This window comes from Clostridium sp. UBA5119, from assembly GCF_002414285.1.
Classification (GTDB): Bacteria; Bacillota; Clostridia; order Clostridiales; family Clostridiaceae; genus Clostridium_J; species Clostridium_J sulfidigenes.
Genome location: NZ_DHYX01000084.1, coordinates 22,975 through 42,421, shown reverse-complemented (window position 1 = coordinate 42,421; position 19,447 = coordinate 22,975). Strand labels below are relative to the sequence as shown.

Genomic DNA, 19,447 nt, shown 5'->3' with positions numbered 1-19,447 from the left:
ATACTTATCAACAAGATTTTCCCTTACAAACTCATGAATTAACTTTCCTCCACCAACAAGCCAAATATCTTTCCCTAATTGATTTTTTATATCTGATACAAAGTTTGTAATACTTCCTGAAATAAATTTGACTTTTTCATTAGTTTCATATTCTTTTTTAGTAAATACATAACAATTTTTCCCTTCATAAACCCAATTATCTGGAGATAATTCATTAACCACTTGCTCATAGGTAACTCTCCCCATAATGATAGTATCTACATTATTATAAAACTCTTCATATCCATTATCTACTTCTAATACTTTCCCATGCCCACTTAACCAATCAACTGATCCATTAATTCTTGCTATATATCCATCTAAACTCATGGCTATATATAAAACTATTTTTCTTTCCATTTTAATCTCCTTATAACACAAATTTATTATAAATTAATTTTATATCTACTTTAATAAAAAAGCTATTTATATTATACTAATATAAGACTTAATACACATATACAAAGGAGAATTTATTATGCCACAATTGCCTTTTAAGGATCTTAAAAACATAGATATTTCACAATTTGGTACCCAAATTGAAGATTTTAAATCTCTTTCTTTAAAATATCGTTGTGCCCTTCGTGAAATCGAAACAAAATTTGCAATACTTAATGATGAATATAAAAGTATTCACTCTTATAATCCTATTGAACATATGAAATCTAGGCTTAAAGCTCCTGAGAGTATGCTTGAAAAACTTCAAAGAAGAGGATTGGAACTCTCTATTGAGTCTGCAGAAACTTTAACTGATATTGCTGGAATTAGAGTTATTTGCTCTTTTCTCAGTGATGTTTATGAAATTGCAGCTTCAATTAAGGCACAAACTGATTTAACTATTATAAAAGAACGTGATTACATAAAAAATCCAAAAAACAACGGTTACCGCAGCCTTCATTTAGTTGTTAGTATTCCTGTATTCTTTTCAAAGAAAGTTGAAAATGTTCCTGTAGAAATTCAGTTTAGAACAATCTCAATGGATACTTGGGCAAGCCTAGAACATAAGCTTAGATATAAATATGAGGGAGAAATGCCTGATGATATTAGCACCATGCTATTAAACTGTGCTGGTGCTACAACACACCTTGATGAAGAAATGCTTATGGCACATAACAGACTTATGAACAATCATGTTTAATGTTTATTAAGTAAAGCTTTTACAAATATTTATTTTTCATAAAATTTGAGCATGTACTCTAATATAGAGACATGCTCAAATTTTATATAAATTATTTTATATTAGGAAAGTTTTGTATTTTAATCTCGATTAGGAACTACTTTTGTATCATATAAAAGGTCATCTACTTGATAGTCATTAATATTCAAATTTATTTTTTCTTGCATAAGCTTTAGTATAAGTTCTTCCTTTTCATCTTCAAATATACCAGAGTTTTGAATATTTTCTATGAAACTATATAAATCATAAATCATACAATCTCCTTCATAGGCTCCTAATTCAGTACATATATCTACCGAAGCTTGAAGGGGGTCTGTTCCATAATCAACATAGACTTTACTTCTATCATCTGATAATTCTTCTATTTTTCCTACATAATATCCTGCTACATATTTTCTTGCATCATCCTCTTCTCCAAAGCCTAATACGTCTCCATTTGGTGTTACAACTATATAATTATGATAAGGTACACGTGTATTCATAACTAAATGCATTCTCCTTTTCAGTGGATTTTACTATACTATATATTAAGTTTTCCAAAGGATAGAATTATTATACTGAGCAAAAATGAAATAATTATTACATCTTCTAAACCCTTGATAAATCTAATATATAAAATAGAATTCCATAGATTATAAAAGAAAAGCACATAAATACATGATATATAACATCAAATTTTATTATATTATTTCTAAATTTATTATTCATTAATTTTTTCTTTGATAATAATATTTTCATTCTAAAAAAAATTTCAAATATCCCTAATAAAACTGCTGGTACTGATAATAAGTTTAGCTTAGTAGCAAAAATATCACCAGATATAATATTTCTCATATCTCTAGTAAATCCACAAAGAGGGCAAGGCTCTCCTAAAATTCTATAAGAAAGGCATCCATAGGTGATAGGAAATAATTTATTCACAGCTCTAGATATAAAGGGTAAAAATATCATAGCTATTACTAAAGTAATTAATATCACATTAAAAATATTATATTCTTTTATTATTCCTTCGCTTTTCAAATTTCAACCTCCTTGTAACTAAAATAAGATGCCTATACAGACATCTTTTAATGATATAATTTTATACTGCTGCTCCTAATGAAGCTAATCCCACAATAAATATTAAAAATATAATAGCCATACATATTCCTATTATGGAACATATAAATCCACCTTTAGCCATTGCAAAAGCTTCACCTGATTCTTTCTTTTTCTTCATGTCTATAATTCCTAATACTACACCTACAACACCTAAAATTAGAGATAACCACCATAGGCACCCCCATGAAATTACAGCAAATACAATACTACAAATTCCAACTACTAATGAAGCAACACCCATACAAAATCCTCCTTGTAAATTTTATCACTCCATTCATTTTATTAATCTGTATCCAATATTATTACAATTTTATTAACAAAATCATTTATCAGATATGACTATATAAATTTAAAAATATATCTATAGATATATTTTACTATAATCCTATATAAATATTTATATAGGAAACTATTCATATATAAAACTAGTTAAATAGTTAACTAGTTGTTGTCATAGTGCGGGTTTGAGAGATTCATAAATATCTAATATAGATACTAGCGTATTACAAAATAAAAAAGGTGCCCAGGCACCTTTTTTATTATTCTTCTACAAATTCTATAATATCTTTACCAAGCTTACTTACTCTTGCTAGCGAATATACTTCATAGCCTTTATCTTCAAGATTTTTACGACCTGGTTGGAAGGACTTTTCTATGACTATTCCAATTCCTGCAACTTTTGCTCCAGCTTCTTCTATCAATCTTATAGCGCCTTGTGCTGCCTCTCCATAGGCTAAGAAATCATCTATTATAAGTATATTATCTTCTGGTGATATAAATTTCTTTGACAAAGTTAACTCATAATCTACAGCTTTAGTAAAAGAATGTACTGTAGTTTGATATACATCTCCACTTAAAATCTTAGATGTTTGTTTCTTTAGTGTTACCATTGGTAATTCCATTTGAAGAGCGGTCATAACTGTAGGCGCTATGCCTGAACTTTCAATGGTAAAGATTTTAGTTATTCCATGGTTTTCAAAATGTTCTTTAAAGGTTGTTCCTATTTCCTGCATTAATTTAGCATCTACTCCATGGTTTAAGAAAGAATCTACCTTTAATACAGATTCATTTAACGCATGTCCATCTTTTAATATACGATTTTTTAAAGTTTCCATTATGCCACCTCACTTTTTTCTACTTTTATTTTCTCTACTTTATCTTCTTTTAATACTAAATTTAATATTAAAGCAGTTATAGTTCCTGTAGATATTCCTGATGAGAAAATCATCTTTAATCCTTCTGGTAATTGTGCTATAACATCTGGCCTAAATGTAACTCCAAGACCTAAAGCTATAGATGTAGCTATTATAAGTAGATTTCTTTCAGTTAGTCTTACTCTGCTTAAAGTCTTTATTCCTGCTGCTGCAACAGTTCCAAACATTACTACTCCAACTCCACCAAGAACCGGTTGTGGTATTCCACTTACTAGTCCTGCCAGTTTAGGTAGGAAACCTAAAATCACCATTATTATTCCTGACATAATTGCCACGTGCTTACTTGCTACCTTTGTTAAAGGTATTAGTCCTACATTTTGGCTGAAGGTAGTGTTTGGGAAGGAACCCACTATTCCACCTAGCATACTTCCTATACCATCTGCTAATACACCAGCACCCACACGTTTTTCATCCATATGTATCTGAGAAGTTTCTCCAATAGCCTTAAGACATCCAACGGTTTCTATAGTAGTTACAAAATATGCTGGAATAAATGCAATTACAGCTTTTATATCAAAGGTTACTCCATACTCAAATATTTTAGGGAATGAAACCCAACTAGCTTCTTTAATAGCTGTAAAACTAACTAAGTCTAAGGGAATACAAATTATATATCCCGCAACCATCCCAATTAAAATTGATGCACTACTAACCATACCTTTTCCATATCTATTTAAAATCAATGTAAAAATTAAAACAAACATGGCTATTGATAAATTCTTAATACTACCATAATCTGCAGCTCCAACTCCACCCGCAGCCCAATCAATAGATACTGGTAATAATGTAAGTCCAATCAAACATACCACTGTTCCTGTAACTATTGGCGGAAATAATTTCATAAGAGGTTTAATAAAGTAACTTAAAATAATTTCAAAGAATGCNNATGCTCCTAAAATAGTAGCTCCAATTATTCCTGGAAGTCCAAGTACTGTCCCTACTGAAATAGCTGGTGATACGAAGGTAAAGTCTGTACCCATGATACAAGCAACCCTTGAACCTATAACTCCGAAACCTCTAGCTTGAATTATAGTAGCAATACCAGAAGCTAAAATTGTTGCACTTATTAATGTTGTAGTTATTTTTGCATCAAATCCTAATGCACTTGCTATTACTAGAGGCACTACTACTATCCCTCCAAAAGCTGCAAATATATGCTGTAAACCAAATAATATCTTTTTAACTAAAGTTGGGTTATCATCAACACCATAAGTTAATTCAATATCATTAGTTAATAGTTCTTCATTATTCATAAGTTCATCTCCTTTTAGATATTGTTTTAATTTTATCTAAGGGTTAGCTACTTCCTTAGATTTATTTAAATCAAAAAATAAAAGCACCTCAATAAAAATTGAGGTGCTGTGATTCATCACTATAATTATTATAGTTATAATAAAATACAACTCCCCGTAGTCTGCAAATTTATGGTTTGCAGGTAGAAACTTTCGGACCATATTACCGATTATATACGAGTCTTACCAATTGTATTGTCATTATAACACGAACATTTATATTTTACAACCAGCTATTGTTAGGATTATTTGTAATAATAAGTTTACTGCTACATTGATTGTTCTTTTATATTTTCCACTGATTTTTCTTTTCTTCCTTCAATTATATTTTGGAGATTTTCCCCTACATTTTTAAATACTATTGATATTGTTAAAAATACAAGAAGAACAATTCCAAGGATTAAAAAGTCTTTTCCAACTATTCCATAATTAATTGTATTGGCTGAAATAACTTCTCTTAATAATTCTACACTATAAGTAAATGGCATATATGGATTAATCACTTTAAAGAATTTAGGTACTATCTCTAACGGGAATGTACCTGCACAAGCTGTTAGTTGAAGTATTAATAATACTATTCCTAAAAGTCTTCCTGCATCTCCAAATAGGGATATTAAACATTGAATTATTGCAATAAATACCAATGATAAGAATACTATGGATGCAAAATACATACCTGTACTTGTTGGGGTTAATCCTAGTCCCATTACAACTGCACTTACAAGTAATGCTTGTAATAAACCTATAAATCCAAAGGATAAGTATTTACCTATAACTTTATCAAACTTGGATAAATTAGCATCATCATCAGTTTTAGCTGAGATAACGAAGAACATCATTATTGCACCTATCCATAAAGATAGTGATATAAAGTATGGTGCAAAACCTGTTCCATAGTTAGGCACTTTATTTATTGGTTCATTTTTCATATTTATTGGAGCTGATACAAAGTCACCCATTTCCTCAGATGAATTTTTAAGTCCGGATTTCATCTCTCCTGCACCATCTTTTAAAGCGGTTGCAAGCTCATTTGATCCTTTATATAACTTATCTACTCCATCTTCTAATTGTGGTACTTTTCCTGTTAACTCTGACACTCCATTATTTAACTTGTTTTGTCCATCAACTAGAGCATTAGATCCATCTACTAGTTGATTTGAACCATTATATAAAGCTTGTATTCCACCACTTAAAGCTGGAATATTGCTTCTTAACTGTCCAAGTCCTCCATTTATTTCACCTGATCCACCATTTAACTTATTAATTCCTGAATTTAAAGCAAACATATTGTCTGATAATGATTTTAATCCAGCTCCAAAGGAATCTTTAGTATTTTCGTTAAGTCCAGCTTCTAAGGAATTTAAGCCTCCACTTATTTTGTTTACTGCTACACCCATGTCATTCACGCTATCTGTTAAAGCTACTGTACCTGTTGCAAATTTCTTAACACTACCAGTGTACCCATTCACAACACCATTAAACGTTCCTAGGCTATCACCAAACTTCTTACTTCCTTCTTTTAATTCTTGTATCTGCTTTGGTGTTTCACTAGTAGCTTTGTTCAAAGCTTGTATATTTACAAGTGCAGCTTGAATATTGGGATCTTTTGCTACTTCAGGATTTGATTTAACTGCAGCTTCAATACTTGTAACTATATCCTTCACTGCTGCTGAAGATGTATTAACACCACTTATAAGCTGATCAACTCCATCTACAACTGATTGATATCCAGTATTTATACCTGATGATGCTACCACTATTTTATCACTAGCTGTTTTTAATCCTGCTCCACCTTCTTTTAAAGTGTTTACACTACCTTTTCCAGCTTTTAAAGCACCATTTAGCTCATTAGCTCCATTTTTAAGTGAATTTACAGCTGGATAAATTGTATTACCAAATGCACTATAAAGACTTTCACTTCCTGCTGCTAATGCATTTGATCCATTTGCTGCAATTCCTAGTCCATTTTTCAATTCCTGTGAACCATTATATAATTTTTCTACACCTGAACCTAAAGTTGGCACCTTACTATTAACTTCTGATAAGCCATTATTTATTGACTTTATTCCAGAGTTAAGAGCACCTTGTCCATCCTTTAATTGTGATGAACCATCTCCAAGCTTATTAGCACCTTCCGCTAGCATAGGTACCTTTTCATTTAGTTCACCAATTCCATTATAAAGTTTTTCACTTCCATCAGCTGCCTTTATAAATCCATCTTTTGCTTCATATAATTTATCAAAAGCAACGGTGACATAGTTGTTTGAAATTGTTCCTACAATTTCTTCTTTTAGTAACTTTTCAACCTGTGAATTGATTTGAGCTGCTAAAAAGTTTTTCTTTTCGTTACAGACAAATTGTAAATCTGCTATCTGAGGCTTACCTTCTTTTGCAGCCACAACGCTTTTTGAAAAATCTTCTGGAATTACAAATTTAGCATAATACCCTTGTTTTTCTAAACCTTCGTTGGCTTTTTCATTGCTAGTGAAATCCCAGCCAACCTCTTCATTTCCCTTTAGGTTTTCTACAATATCTTCACCGTAGTTTACCTGTTCTCCATCAAGTAAGGCACCACCATCTTCATTGACTACGGCTATGGTCATGTCCTGAATTCGTGCATAAGGATCCCAAAAGGCATCTAAGTACAATAATGAGTATAGTAATGGTACTATAATAATTGCAATAACCGATACTCTTATGAATCTGTTCTTAAAAATGCTTTTAATATCCTCACCGGCAATTTTTAAAAAGTTCACACTATCACCTTCTTTAATTTTTTATACTTTACAGTCAATATTATATATATACTATTTTTAAACTGACTAGTCAATATTATAAAAAAATTTTTTTATTGGTATCCTTTTCAAAAATATTAAAAAGAGCTTTCTAACTTGCTATTATCTTAGCTAGAAAACTCTTCTATTAAAATTGTATATTATTTTTTATTTATATTTCATATCTCAAGATAACCTTATGTCATAGTTAATATAATCCATAAATTTTTCTACTACTTCATCATGATTATAATTGTCATTATTTATAATTTCATAGAGTGCAGATGAAAATAATACCCCTATAAAGCAGTAACTTAATATATCCGAATCTTCGTCAGAAATATTTCTACTTTTTGTAATTCCTTCTAAAAATTTAGAATTCATATTAATTAAGTTCATTACCTGCTCTCTTATTTCTTCATGACGTTCCTTTTGTCCCCATACCTGACTCATTATTACTCTAAATAAATCCTTATTAATATACACATATTTTAACTGAACCCTAGCAGATTCCTTCAATCTTTCTATAGGGTCACTTATTTCTTTTATGGATTCTTCAACTTCACTGTTTATTAAATCAATTCCTGTCTGAACAACAAAATAAAATAATTCCTCTTTACTTTTAAAGTGATAATATAAAGTTCCCTTTGCAACTCCAGCTTCGCTTGCTACTTCATCCATAGTGGCACTCTCGTAACCATTGCTTGAAAATACTTTTATTGCAGCCTCAAAAATAATTTTTCTAGTCTTATTCATAATATACGCTTCTATCCATCATGATATGAAGCAACACAACTCCTTATAATTTATATTTTATCTTTTAGTAATATAAACATTATTATAGCATAATATTTATATACTACTAAATAATAAACTAAAATAAAATTTCTAATAATGATTTTAGGAGTCACATTAATTGTATATATCCGAAAATTCTATATTACATTTTTCTACCTTTGAACTTATCATTTCACTTTTATGAGGCACATGGTCTTTTTCGTCCTCCTCCATTTCTACAATCCTTATTGGAAGATAAAATGTAAATTTAGTACCTTCACCAACCTTACTTGTCACATTAATGCTACCACCATGCATTTCAATTAAGGATTTAACCAGTGATAATCCAATTCCACTACCTTCATATCTTCTTTCTGAAGTGTCATCCGCTTGAATAAATCTATTAAATACTAAATTTACCTTTTCATTTTCTATTCCTTCTCCATTATCCATAACTGATATAAAGACTTTTCCATCTTCAATACCTAAATATACTTCAATTCTTCCATTTACCTTTGTATATTTAATTGCATTGGATAATAAATTAAGCATTATTCTCTCAATTTTGTCTGGATCACAAGCAATTATTTCTTCTTCAATTTCTGTATCAAATATTAATTCTATCCCTTTATTTTCTACATATTGAGCTACAGAAATCGTAATATCTTCCACTACATTAACAATATTATGATTTTCAAGTTGTAACTTATAATACCCTGCATCTATCTTAGTTATATCTATTAAATTATTAACAAGTCTTAATAATCTATAAGAATTTTGTTTAATAGAATTCATGTACCTTTTTAAAGCCACCCCTTTATCAGCACAAATACGCTCTTTTTCTATATTACTATTTATAAGTTGCATAGTTGTAAGAATAATATTTAAAGGAGTTTTAAATTCATGGGATATATTAGAGAAAAATTCACCCTTAATTTTCTCTAATTTTATTGCTTCTTCATAATTTTTTCTTTGCTCTTCTAGCTGATGCTGCTCTGTTACATCCTTACCTGTACATATAGATATTCCTCTACTTTTTAAATATCTACTATTCCATTGAATCCACTTTGAATCTCCATTTTTGCACATAAGTCTAATCTTAAAACTCATTATCTTTTCTTCTGTCTTTAATTTTTTTATAAATTCATTCTTTAATTCTAAATCCTCTGGGTAAATTATATCTGTCCACTTCATCTTTGAAAGTTCCTCTTTGCTCCATCCTAAGGTCTTTTCCCACCCTGAATTTAACTTTCTATGTTTATCATTATCACCAATTATAACCATTAAATCAATGGCTGTATCTAAAAATAGTTGTAATTCACTTTCTGTTTCCATACGTTTTTTTAGTTCTAATTTAATTTCTTTAGATAAACTATGATTTTTTATTATTACTGCGATTTGATTACACAATACTTTTATAAAATTATGGTTATTTAGTTTTTTATCATCTATTTTACTGTATAAGAAATTCATTACACCGATAATTCTATTATTATATTCAAGTTTATATACTCCAACAAATTTAACACCTTTTTTTTCTAATATGTCTTTATTAGGATAGTTTTTTCTATCACATAAGAGTTTTATTCCCTCTGCTCCTTCTTCTTCAAAAAACCCCTCCAATTCTTCATAAGTTATTGGAAGTTCTATATTATCAATATCTCTTTCATTATACTTTCCTAGATAACATTTACAGTTAAGTTTACCTTCCTTATCGTCATAAGTCCATATATTTATATCATCCACACCTAGTTTTTGGATAATATCTTCTTTTAAATTATCAAATCTTCCACTTATTTCATTATAGCTATTACTTAATACTTCATATAAAGCGCAAAATTGTTTATGATTATCCAATAATTCTAATTCTACTTTTTTATTAAAAGTTATATCCCTTGAAACACCAATTATATACTTTACTTCTCCATACTCATCTAATATTGGAGACTTATAAGTTTCAAGCCACATATCACCTTCTGAATTATGAATCACTCTTTCATATAATATTGGTCTTTTGTTAACAAGTACTTCATGATCTGTTTCACTTGAATAATCACATTGGTCTCCATCACAAAAGTTCCAATCATAAGATCCTATAACCCTCTCCTTATCAACATCCAAGTTTTTTACATATTGAGTATTTGCATATATATATTTACCCTCAACATCCTTCATCCACATGCTATAGGGTAGATTGTCTAGAAGTATTTCTAAATTCTTTTTACTATATATTTCTTTTTCTTTTAACGTAACAAAAAAAGCTGACTCTCCGTACCACATTCCTTTGTTAACATTTATATCACAGTGAATTTTATCTAACCCTTGTAAAGAAAGCGTATACTCTATAACTCTATTAGTATACTTTTCAAAATTACATATAAGTTCCCTTAGTATATCCCTATTTTTTTGTAAAGCTATGTCTCTATAAGATTTTTGTAAGTCTTTTTCATTTAATTCAAACCGTTCCATTAACTTAGAGTTTGCAAATAGAACTTTTTCTTTACTATCAACTACTAATATCATTTCATCTAGACTATTAAAAACCTGTTCCATAAACTTCCATCCCCTTTATTATAACTTTCCTCACTGTACTAAAATTATTATAAAAATTAATTTTTATAACTTTTTAATCATATATGTATATTCATTTCTATTGTATCTACATATTTCTTTAAAAGTGTATATTCACACTACCAATTATACATTTTAAAGTAATATATTACAATATATAGCAACAAATTAGTGAAACGAATTATTGTATATTAGATTATTTTGTAGTATTTTATCTTTTAAATTAGCTATTTACTTATGAATTAAAGAAAATAAGAGTTATTTATATCTATTCTACTCTAATCAGACTATATGGCATTTTTTCGCAATACCATTTAAACCAGTATTAGTGTATCATGTAATTAATACACTATAACTGATAAGATGAGGTGATGAAATGGAGTTAGAATTAAACTCAAAGGAACCTATATATATTCAGATAAAAAATTACATGAAAATGAAAATTGTTTCTGGAGAACTAAAAAAGGGGGAGAGATTATTGTCTGTTAGAGATTATGCCAGTGAACTCAAAGTTAACCCAAACACTATATTAAGAGTTTATTCTGAACTTGAAAATGAAGGATTAATAAATACTCAAAGGGGTATCGGAAAATTTTTAACAGAGGATGAAACTATAATAGATAACCTAAGAAAAGAATATTCTAAAGAATTACTAAGGGATTTTATCCACAAAAGTAAAACCTTAGGGTTTTCAAAAGAAGAAATTTTAGAACTAATTATGAATATGTATGAGGAGGAATAGTCTTGAATAATGACGCAACTACCATAGTAACTAAAGATGAACTTTTAAATAATGTTGATTTAAACACATTTTGTGATAATGTACTAGAAATAACTGCTCTATCCAAAAATTTTGGAGCTAAGCATATTTTAAATGAAATAAGTTTTAACTTGAAAAAAGGAAAAGTTCTTGGAGTCCTTGGACCAAACGGTCAAGGAAAAACAACCTTGTTAAATGTTATATCTGGACTTTTTAAACCCACTCTAGGAACTGTAACTATTAACGGCATGTCAGTTGGAAGGGAAACTAAACAGTTTGTTTCATACCTACAGGAAAAAGATTATCTATTTAAGTGGATGAAGGTAAATGATGCTCTTAAGTTTTATAAAGATTTCTTTTATGATTTTAATGAATCTAAAGCTTTAAGCTTATTAAAATTTATGAATATCCAAACAGATGCAAAACTTAAATCACTATCTAAGGGAATGTTAGAAAAGGTTGCTCTTAGCCTAACCTTAAGTAGAAATTGTAACTTATATATCCTTGATGAGCCTATTTTTGGAGTTGATATTATAAGTAGAGATAAGATAATTAATGCAATTATAGATAATTTAGATAGTAACGCTTCAATGATAATTACAACTCATTATGTAGGAGAGCTTGAGCAGATTTTTGATGAAGTAATATTTTTAGGTGATGGCTCAATAATTGAAAAAGGCGATGCAGAAGAATTACGTATAAAGTACGGTACATCTATAGACAAAATATATAGAAAGGTATTTGCAGAGTAGGTGAATATTATGGAAAATAAAATAATTAAAAGTAAATCAATTAAAATAAAAAATATTTTCAGTATAGCTAAATATTCTTTTAGAACCTTGAGAATTATGTATTTAATAGAAGCTATTATTCTAGTTTTAGCTCTTGGGTCAAGTTCATTTTTGTCTAAGTTCACTCAAGGATTAGACCTAATACCAGCTATTTCAATTCTTATCGCTACGAATTTCATAGCTCATATAATAATATTTTCTATGCAATTATCAAAGGAATATGGGCGACTTTTATTTTTAGCTCCTATATCTGGTATAGATTTTATTCTAGGTAATCTTTTAGAATTAATTTTTATAAATCTTTTTATTACTATAATTGTAGCTTTAGGTGCTATGGTTAACTCTGGCAATTTTCCATCCATAGTTCTTAATATTTCATTATCTATCTCCTTAGGTACTATTATAAGTTATTTAATTATAACTGCATTAATCGCAATACTAGGTTCCTATATTAAAAGTACTGCTTTATGTGTATTAGCTGTAATAGGTGCTAGTATTGTTGGAAATATTATTTACTCCTTTATAGCTAATTTAATATTGTACTTTTTACCTTATATATATATGACCATAGGTAAATATGGAGCTATTGAATTAGATATATTTGCAATAATTATAGATATATTAGCCCTAATTATACTTCAATTGGTTGCTGCCAATAGAATAGACAAAAAACTAGATATAATTTAATTAATTTATTAAAATAGAGGTGTTTTTATGAAAAAGAAACTTTTTATTATAATTCCTACTCTAATCCTTACGACTACTCTTCTTGTGGGTTGTAATGTAGAGTTTGGTGTGAAATCTCGACCTAAGAATAGTAGTTCAGTGAATTTTAATAATGATAAATTTTTTGGGAATCTAGGTACAGACTTTCTAGATAATTTAGATGATATTAGTAATAACTTTGATGACTTTGATAATAATGGAAATTTAACCACTTATGATGAAGGCATATCCAAAACCATTCCTATGAAAAATATAGAAGATATAGATATTGAAATCCATGCTTCTAATGTAAATATTAACTCTGTTGACAGTTCAGATTTTACTATAACTTGCAGGGGATCTAATTCCTTTGTAGATAAAACCACAATTGATGTTATTGGAAATACCCTCAATATTAAAGAACATGGTGTAAATTCCTCTATAAACTTAGGTTTTTTTAATAAATCTACATCTAGAGAAATTACTATTAATATTCCTAAAGGTTTTAATAAAGATTTAGAATTACATGGTGGTGCTGGTAATATTTCTATTAATGGAATAAATATTAATAAATTAAAGATTGAAGGTGGTGCTGGAAATCTTACCTTGAAAGATATAGTTTTTCAAGATCTAAAGCTTGAACAAGGAGTTGGAAATACAACCATAGATCTTTCTAGTAAATGTGGTGATATAGATATTGATGGTGGTGTAGGTAATCTTTCCATTATCTTTGCTGAAGTTGGAGGAGACTTAACTTATGATGGTGGTGTAGGTAAAACTGTTATATCTATTCCAAATAATTCTCCTGTAAAGCTAGATACTTCTACTGGTATAGGTAGTATAGATATAAATGCCAAAACTTCTGGTGAAGATATATACACCTTTGATTTAAATGTAGGAGTAGGTAATCTGATTGTAAACTAGCTAATTTATAAAAAAATAAATCAGTTTGAAAAAAAATTGAGCAAGTACTTATATTATTAAGGCTAAAACCCCTCGTAATATTAAAGTATATGCTCAATATTTTATATAAGATTATTTATATATTTTTATAAAAGTCCTTTGTATTATATTATAGACAGTATTTATTCTAGGTATATAGATTTATAAATTAATTCTACATACCTATAACAGTAAGGCCTACTGTAATTATCACTCCTGAGTATAATAAATCTATTATACAATATCCCATAATATCCTTTGCCCCTAGACCTGCTATTCCAAGTGCTGGCAAAGCCCAGAATGGTTGAATCATATTTGTCCATGCATCTCCCCAAGCAATTGACATTGCTGTTTTAGCTGTGCTTACTCCAAGTTCTGCTCCAGCTGGCATCATGATAGGTGCTTGTACAGCCCATTGTCCACCACCAGATGGTACAAAAAAATTAACTAATCCTGCACTTAAAAATGAGAACATTGGAAATGTAACTTTGTTAGAAATAGTTACAAACACATTTGACATTAATACTGCTAAAGATATTCCCTCTGCATTAGCTCCTGTCATCATTCCCATTATACCTGCATAAAATGGGAACTGAAGTAATATAGGACCAGCTCCTTTAGCACCCTCCATTAAAGCATTTATAAATCGCTTAGGAGTTCCATGTAACAAAATACCTAAAAATAAAAATATAAAGTTTACTATGTTAAGGTTTAAATTAAATCCTGAAGTAATAAAATAATATATTATATAGGTAAATCCCATTATTGAAATTAACCAAGTAACTATCTTACTATTTTCTAACTTATCAGCTGGAGTCATATTTTCCTTTGGCATCTCTACAAATGCTTTTTCATCCTCTAATAAGCCTTTGTCTATAACTACAATATTGCCTTTATCCGGGTGCATAGCTCTATTTATAAGTGGTAAAGTTACTACTAAAACTCCTACTATAACTAAATTACATAGTGAAAATATAGTTTCGGTAGTTGGTACTCCTGCAGCACTTACTGCTCCTGATGTAGCTTTAACTAAAGATTCTCCACCAGTAGCAAGAGTTAATGGAATTGATGCTGATAGTCCAGCATGCCATAATAAGAAACCTGAATAAGCTGAAGCTATTAGAAGCCTATAGTCAACACCATCTACTTCCTTTGCAAGTTCTTTTGCAAATATTGCTCCTATAACTAATCCAAACCCCCAGTTTAATATACATGCTATAGAAGATACAAAAGTAACTAATAAGATTGCTTGAGTTGGTGTTTTGGGGATTCTAGCTAGTTTCTTTGTGATTTTTTTAAATGCTGGTGCACTAGCTAAAGTATGACCAAAAACAAGAACCAATGCCATTTGCATTGCAAATGCTAATAAACTCCAAAATCCATTTGTCCAATGAATAATCATAGATAATGGAGATTGTCCTGTAAATAAAACACCTGAAATAAAGATTATGAAAGTTAAAATGATACAAAATAAAAATGGATCTGGTAGGTAATTTTGAACTAATTTAACGCAACCATTTGTAAATTTTTTAAACATTTTCTTTCCCCCTTAATAAATATATGGATTTCTTTATATCAGCAAATAGTTATATTTTTTATGTAGCTATTTGTTGCTATTTGTTGCTATCTATTTATATTAGATTCATTAGAATAGTTAAATTTTTAACTATATTAGCTATACTATATTCTCTACATGAACATTATTCTAGTTCAAACCTAATACTTCAAGTCATGTATACTCAATCCATGTTTAGTATACCATATTTTCTATGTTTTTAAAATATACATATTACTTTTTATAAATTTATTACTTAATAATACATTTATAGTATTTTTTTCATATAGATTAATATATGGTTATTTATTTTATAAATACATGGAATGAGTATATTCTATCACTATATTTTTCAATATAATCATTTAAATTTATTAGTTAAATTTTAAAATTGAATATCCATTAAATTCATTAAATATTATTTTGTATTTTGAGTAAACTATATAGAAAATAGAATTAAATTTTACTTTTATTTTTTATAATTATTTCTACTATATGATACCAAATTTCATTTAAAATAATTTTATGGGAGGCGATTTTTATGAATAAAATAGGTGATGAAGTTAAAGAAGGTATGAATAAAGTTACTAGTGAAGTTAAGGATATGTATAATGAAGTTAAAATTCAGTATGGTGAAAAAAAGGAAGATATTAAAGAGTTTATTTCAAATAAGAAATTTGTTCACGACCTTAAAAATCAAATGAAAGATGAAGTTAGAGAAGAAGGTCAATTAGCTAAAAACCTGTACAATAAAGCTATGGTTGGAGGAAAAACAATAGCTAAAGAATTAAAAAATGATGTTAAAAATGAGATGAAAAACCAGTAGTTAAATCTAAAAGTTTAAATATCCAATAACAGTATATCTATTATTGGATATTTAAACTTATATTAATTATTTCTCTTAAATATTTTCACTATAGCAATAAATATTACCCATATCTCTAGTCTCCCAAATAACATTCCTAAAATTTCTATCCATAATATAGCTGATGGCGCTGATATCCCTGTTATTCCAACCGATAACCCAACAGTACCTAATGATGATGCAAATTCAAACATAGCATCTTGAAGAGGATATCCATATGCAGTTATAACTCCAGTTCCAATAATAAATAATATTATATAAGCAAAAGCATAGTTTGAAGCATCTAATATATTACTATCATCTATATAAACTTTCCCCTCTGGCTTATATATACTATCTTCACTTACCACATGCTCAGGCTTAAACTTTCTTTTTAAATTCCAAATCATTCTTTTCATTATCAAATATATTCTATTAAGTTTTATTCCACCAGCAGTAGATCCTGCTCCTCCGCCTATAACCATTAAACTTATCATAACTAAAATAGCAAAACTAGGCCACTTCCCATATCCAACCGTTGAAAATCCTGTAGTTGAAAGTGCTGAAACAAGTTCAAAAGCAGCTACTCTTAATGCTCTGGATAAACTTCCGTATAATCTATTTAATGAAACAAAAGTGACTAAAGGTATTGTAACTCCAAGCAATATAAGCATAAATCTTACTTCTCCAAGTTTAAAAAATTTTTTAAACTTTCCCTTCAAAAGAAGCAAGTGAGCTGCAAAATTTGTAGTTCCTAAAAGCATTAAAATTATAGTTATTAGCTCTATGGAAAAACTATTATATTCTCCTATACTATTGCCTCTTACTGAGAAACCGCCTGTAGATAATGCTGCAATAGAGTGATTTAAAGCATCAAATAGCGGCATATCAAAAATATAATATAATATAGTTCCTGATAAAACATATCCCACATAAATTGTCAATATCATTCTAGATGATTTAATTAGATTAGGTAATAGTTTATCTGAATGACCTTCTGAATTATAAAGCCTCATACCAAATGTAGCTGATAGTGCAGACACCATTACAAGCACTATGCCTACGCCTCCAAAAAATTGCATTATACTCCTATGTATAAGATAAATTTTAGGTATATTTTCAACATTTACCACTGACAATCCAGTGGTTGTCCATCNNCCACTAACAGCTTCAAAATATGCCTGAGTAAAATTAAACTCTCCTAGTAATATAAATGGCATTGATGAAAAAATTGTAGCAATAATCCAAGTAGCTACTACAATTATTGCATCTCCTCCTAATGATATATTGCTGCACTTTTTAAAATCAACAAGTCTACTTAATAAAATTCCAATACCCATAGATATAATAGATGGAATAATAAAAGTCGGAGCATATTTTACTTCATGTGGGTATGCAATTAATATTAACAAAGGAAGTAATATTATGGCTCCTATTATAATCATTAAAATTCCTATATGCGCAAATATTATCTTATAGCTTGTGCTATTATTACTACATGATTTCACTTTGCCCCTTACCTCCAACTAATGATTTAATTATGTTATCTTGCATTTGTGTAGAGGATATAATTAAAAATTTATCTTCTGCAAAAATTTTAGTATTCCCATTTGGAATAATTATATTCCCATCTCTAATAATACATCCTACAATAGCTTCTTGAGAAAATTTAATATCTTTAATATATTTACCACATAAGGAGTAATGTTCTTTTATAATAACTTCCATTATGCTAGCTTTTCCATCCTCAATGGGAATATAATTATATATATCATTAACTGTAGCCATTTGTTCTATAATCCTTGATACAACATAAGTAGCACTAATAACTATATCTACTCCTAACTGTTTAAATACTTTAACATTTTTAGGATCAGCAACTGTTGCAAAAGTTTTGTTAACCCCGTATATATTTTTAGCTAATTGGCATATAACTAAATTGTCAGAGTCCTTTGGAGTCATTGCAATTACCATATCCATACTATTTATCTTAGCTTCTTCAAGGATATACATTTTAGTTGCATCACCACAAATAATTTCTTCATCATATTTACGAGATAAAGTTTTGCAGTACTCGTAATCATCATGAATCACAGTTATTTTATTCCCTTTATCTATAAGAGATTTCATTAAAAAGTCAGCTTTCTTCTTTCCACCTATTATTAAAATATTCATTATAGTGCCCCCATGATGTTCTTTGTTTTTTTCTTCGCAAAATCTGTTATACATATTTTATCCATATCATTATTATTAATGTTTTCAAACTCCCTTATGGTTAGTTGAGTAGGTCTGATAATATTCACATTAAATTCATCATATACAACTTCTTTCTCCGTATCATACAATCTAGATACCACTTTATCTACTCCAAAAATCTTACTTCCTATTTCAGCAATCATAATATTCGTATTATCATCACCTGTAGCAGCCACTAATGTTCCTGCTATTTCTATTCCACTTTCTATTAAAACGTCTATATCTGTAGCATCTCCTTCAATTTTATAACCACTATAGTCTGGTGAAAGTTTTCTAAATGAATTTTTATTTATATCTATAATAATAACAGACTTTCCTCTTGCCGATAACATAGATGCTATATTAGCTCCAAACTTACTACATCCTGCTACTATTAGATAATCTGAAGATTTTCTTTTCATAATTTAATGCACTCCTTAACATCATTTTTTATTTATTATTAATTTTAAAATTCATACGTTAGTTTAAACATTTCTATTCTTACTATTACTGTATATAAATATATTACTATCTAAAATATAAAGATTGTGTTAAGATAATCATTAAAACATAAATATATCATTAAATTGTATTAATAATATGGTTGAGTTAAGTTGACAAATTATATGCATAAAAATATGTTATATCTAATTTTAATAATTACATTAGA

19 protein-coding genes and 1 riboswitch are annotated in these 19,447 nt (G+C 28.8%); of the genes, 6 read left to right on the top strand and 13 right to left on the bottom strand.

From position 1 onward, the window contains the following. Positions 1–399, bottom strand: a 399-nt coding sequence (locus B2671_RS13365; RefSeq protein ID WP_346870853.1) for a dihydrofolate reductase family protein, incomplete at its 3' end; no start/stop codon positions are given. A 118-nt stretch (positions 400–517) separates the two neighbouring features. Between B2671_RS13365 and B2671_RS13360 the strand changes: the two genes are divergently transcribed. Further along, entirely contained in the window at positions 518–1,177 is a 660-nt protein-coding gene (locus tag B2671_RS13360; protein WP_346870852.1) for a GTP pyrophosphokinase family protein, read from the top strand. Between the two features lie 119 nt (positions 1,178–1,296). On the opposite strand, the gene B2671_RS13355 is transcribed toward B2671_RS13360, so the two are convergent. From B2671_RS13355 to B2671_RS13320, 8 genes are all read right to left on the bottom strand, one after another. After that, positions 1,297–1,698: a hypothetical protein gene (locus tag B2671_RS13355; protein WP_346870851.1), complete on the bottom strand. Its 402-nt coding sequence runs from the start codon at positions 1,696–1,698 to the stop codon at positions 1,297–1,299. Positions 1,699–1,804: 106 nt separating this feature from the next. Then, on the bottom strand, positions 1,805–2,236 hold the full coding sequence (locus B2671_RS13350) for a DUF2752 domain-containing protein (protein ID WP_346870850.1): 432 nt from the start codon (positions 2,234–2,236) through the stop codon (positions 1,805–1,807). A 61-nt stretch (positions 2,237–2,297) separates the two neighbouring features. After that, entirely contained in the window at positions 2,298–2,558 is a 261-nt protein-coding gene (locus tag B2671_RS13345) for a hypothetical protein (protein ID WP_035133860.1), read from the bottom strand. Between the two features lie 298 nt (positions 2,559–2,856). After that, positions 2,857–3,432: a xanthine phosphoribosyltransferase gene (locus B2671_RS13340; RefSeq protein ID WP_346870849.1), complete on the bottom strand. Its 576-nt coding sequence runs from the start codon at positions 3,430–3,432 to the stop codon at positions 2,857–2,859. Further along, positions 3,432–4,784 (bottom strand): nucleobase:cation symporter-2 family protein, encoded by a 1,353-nt coding sequence (locus tag B2671_RS13335; RefSeq protein ID WP_346870848.1) that lies wholly within the window; start codon positions 4,782–4,784, stop codon positions 3,432–3,434. The genes B2671_RS13340 and B2671_RS13335 overlap by 1 nt, the downstream gene beginning before the upstream one ends. A gap of 137 nt (positions 4,785–4,921) precedes the next feature. Beyond that, positions 4,922–5,023: riboswitch (purine riboswitch) on the bottom strand. 69 nt (positions 5,024–5,092) lie between these two features. After that, positions 5,093–7,579 (bottom strand): YhgE/Pip domain-containing protein, encoded by a 2,487-nt coding sequence (locus tag B2671_RS13330; RefSeq protein ID WP_346870847.1) that lies wholly within the window; start codon positions 7,577–7,579, stop codon positions 5,093–5,095. A 204-nt stretch (positions 7,580–7,783) separates the two neighbouring features. Next, positions 7,784–8,353: a TetR/AcrR family transcriptional regulator gene (locus B2671_RS13325; RefSeq protein WP_035132024.1), complete on the bottom strand. Its 570-nt coding sequence runs from the start codon at positions 8,351–8,353 to the stop codon at positions 7,784–7,786. A gap of 156 nt (positions 8,354–8,509) precedes the next feature. Next, the gene (locus tag B2671_RS13320) at positions 8,510–10,927 is read right to left on the bottom strand and encodes a PAS domain S-box protein (RefSeq protein WP_346870846.1); all 2,418 of its coding nucleotides are present in this window, start codon (positions 10,925–10,927) and stop codon (positions 8,510–8,512) included. A 394-nt stretch (positions 10,928–11,321) separates the two neighbouring features. Here B2671_RS13320 and B2671_RS13315 point away from each other — a divergent pair, with 394 nt between their 5' ends. The 4 genes from B2671_RS13315 to B2671_RS13300 are packed head-to-tail and all read left to right on the top strand — an operon-like array spanning position 11,322 to position 14,125. Further along, the gene (locus tag B2671_RS13315; protein WP_150841796.1) at positions 11,322–11,687 is read left to right on the top strand and encodes a GntR family transcriptional regulator; all 366 of its coding nucleotides are present in this window, start codon (positions 11,322–11,324) and stop codon (positions 11,685–11,687) included. Positions 11,688–11,689: 2 nt separating this feature from the next. Further along, positions 11,690–12,457, top strand: a complete 768-nt coding sequence (locus B2671_RS13310; RefSeq protein ID WP_346870845.1) for an ABC transporter ATP-binding protein — start codon at positions 11,690–11,692, stop codon at positions 12,455–12,457. Positions 12,458–12,466: 9 nt separating this feature from the next. Further along, a complete protein-coding gene (locus B2671_RS13305) occupies positions 12,467–13,183 on the top strand; it encodes a hypothetical protein (protein WP_346870844.1) in 717 nt (238 codons plus the stop codon). A gap of 27 nt (positions 13,184–13,210) precedes the next feature. Further along, positions 13,211–14,125, top strand: coding sequence for a DUF4097 family beta strand repeat-containing protein (locus tag B2671_RS13300; protein WP_346870843.1), 915 nt, complete (start codon positions 13,211–13,213; stop codon positions 14,123–14,125). Between the two features lie 193 nt (positions 14,126–14,318). Here the strand turns inward: B2671_RS13300 and B2671_RS13295 are convergent, their stop codons facing one another. Further along, on the bottom strand, positions 14,319–15,680 hold the full coding sequence (locus B2671_RS13295) for a short-chain fatty acid transporter (protein ID WP_346870842.1): 1,362 nt from the start codon (positions 15,678–15,680) through the stop codon (positions 14,319–14,321). Positions 15,681–16,239: 559 nt separating this feature from the next. On the opposite strand from B2671_RS13295, the gene B2671_RS13290 reads away from it, so the two are divergent. Next, positions 16,240–16,524 carry a hypothetical protein gene (locus B2671_RS13290; RefSeq protein ID WP_346870841.1) on the top strand — a complete coding sequence of 95 codons (285 nt, stop codon included), beginning with the start codon at positions 16,240–16,242 and terminating at the stop codon, positions 16,522–16,524. A 62-nt stretch (positions 16,525–16,586) separates the two neighbouring features. Here B2671_RS13290 and B2671_RS13285 read toward each other — a convergent pair whose 3' ends face one another. From B2671_RS13285 to B2671_RS13275, 3 genes are all read right to left on the bottom strand, one after another. Then, positions 16,587–17,882 carry a TrkH family potassium uptake protein gene (locus tag B2671_RS13285; RefSeq protein WP_422653243.1) on the bottom strand — a complete coding sequence of 432 codons (1,296 nt, stop codon included), beginning with the start codon at positions 17,880–17,882 and terminating at the stop codon, positions 16,587–16,589. 154 nt (positions 17,883–18,036) lie between these two features. Beyond that, positions 18,037–18,717, bottom strand: a complete 681-nt coding sequence (locus B2671_RS13280) for a potassium channel family protein (RefSeq protein ID WP_346870839.1) — start codon at positions 18,715–18,717, stop codon at positions 18,037–18,039. Then, entirely contained in the window at positions 18,717–19,199 is a 483-nt protein-coding gene (locus B2671_RS13275; RefSeq protein WP_346870838.1) for a potassium channel family protein, read from the bottom strand. Before B2671_RS13275 ends, B2671_RS13280 begins: the two co-directional genes overlap by 1 nt. Positions 19,200–19,447: the final 248 nt, after the last annotated feature.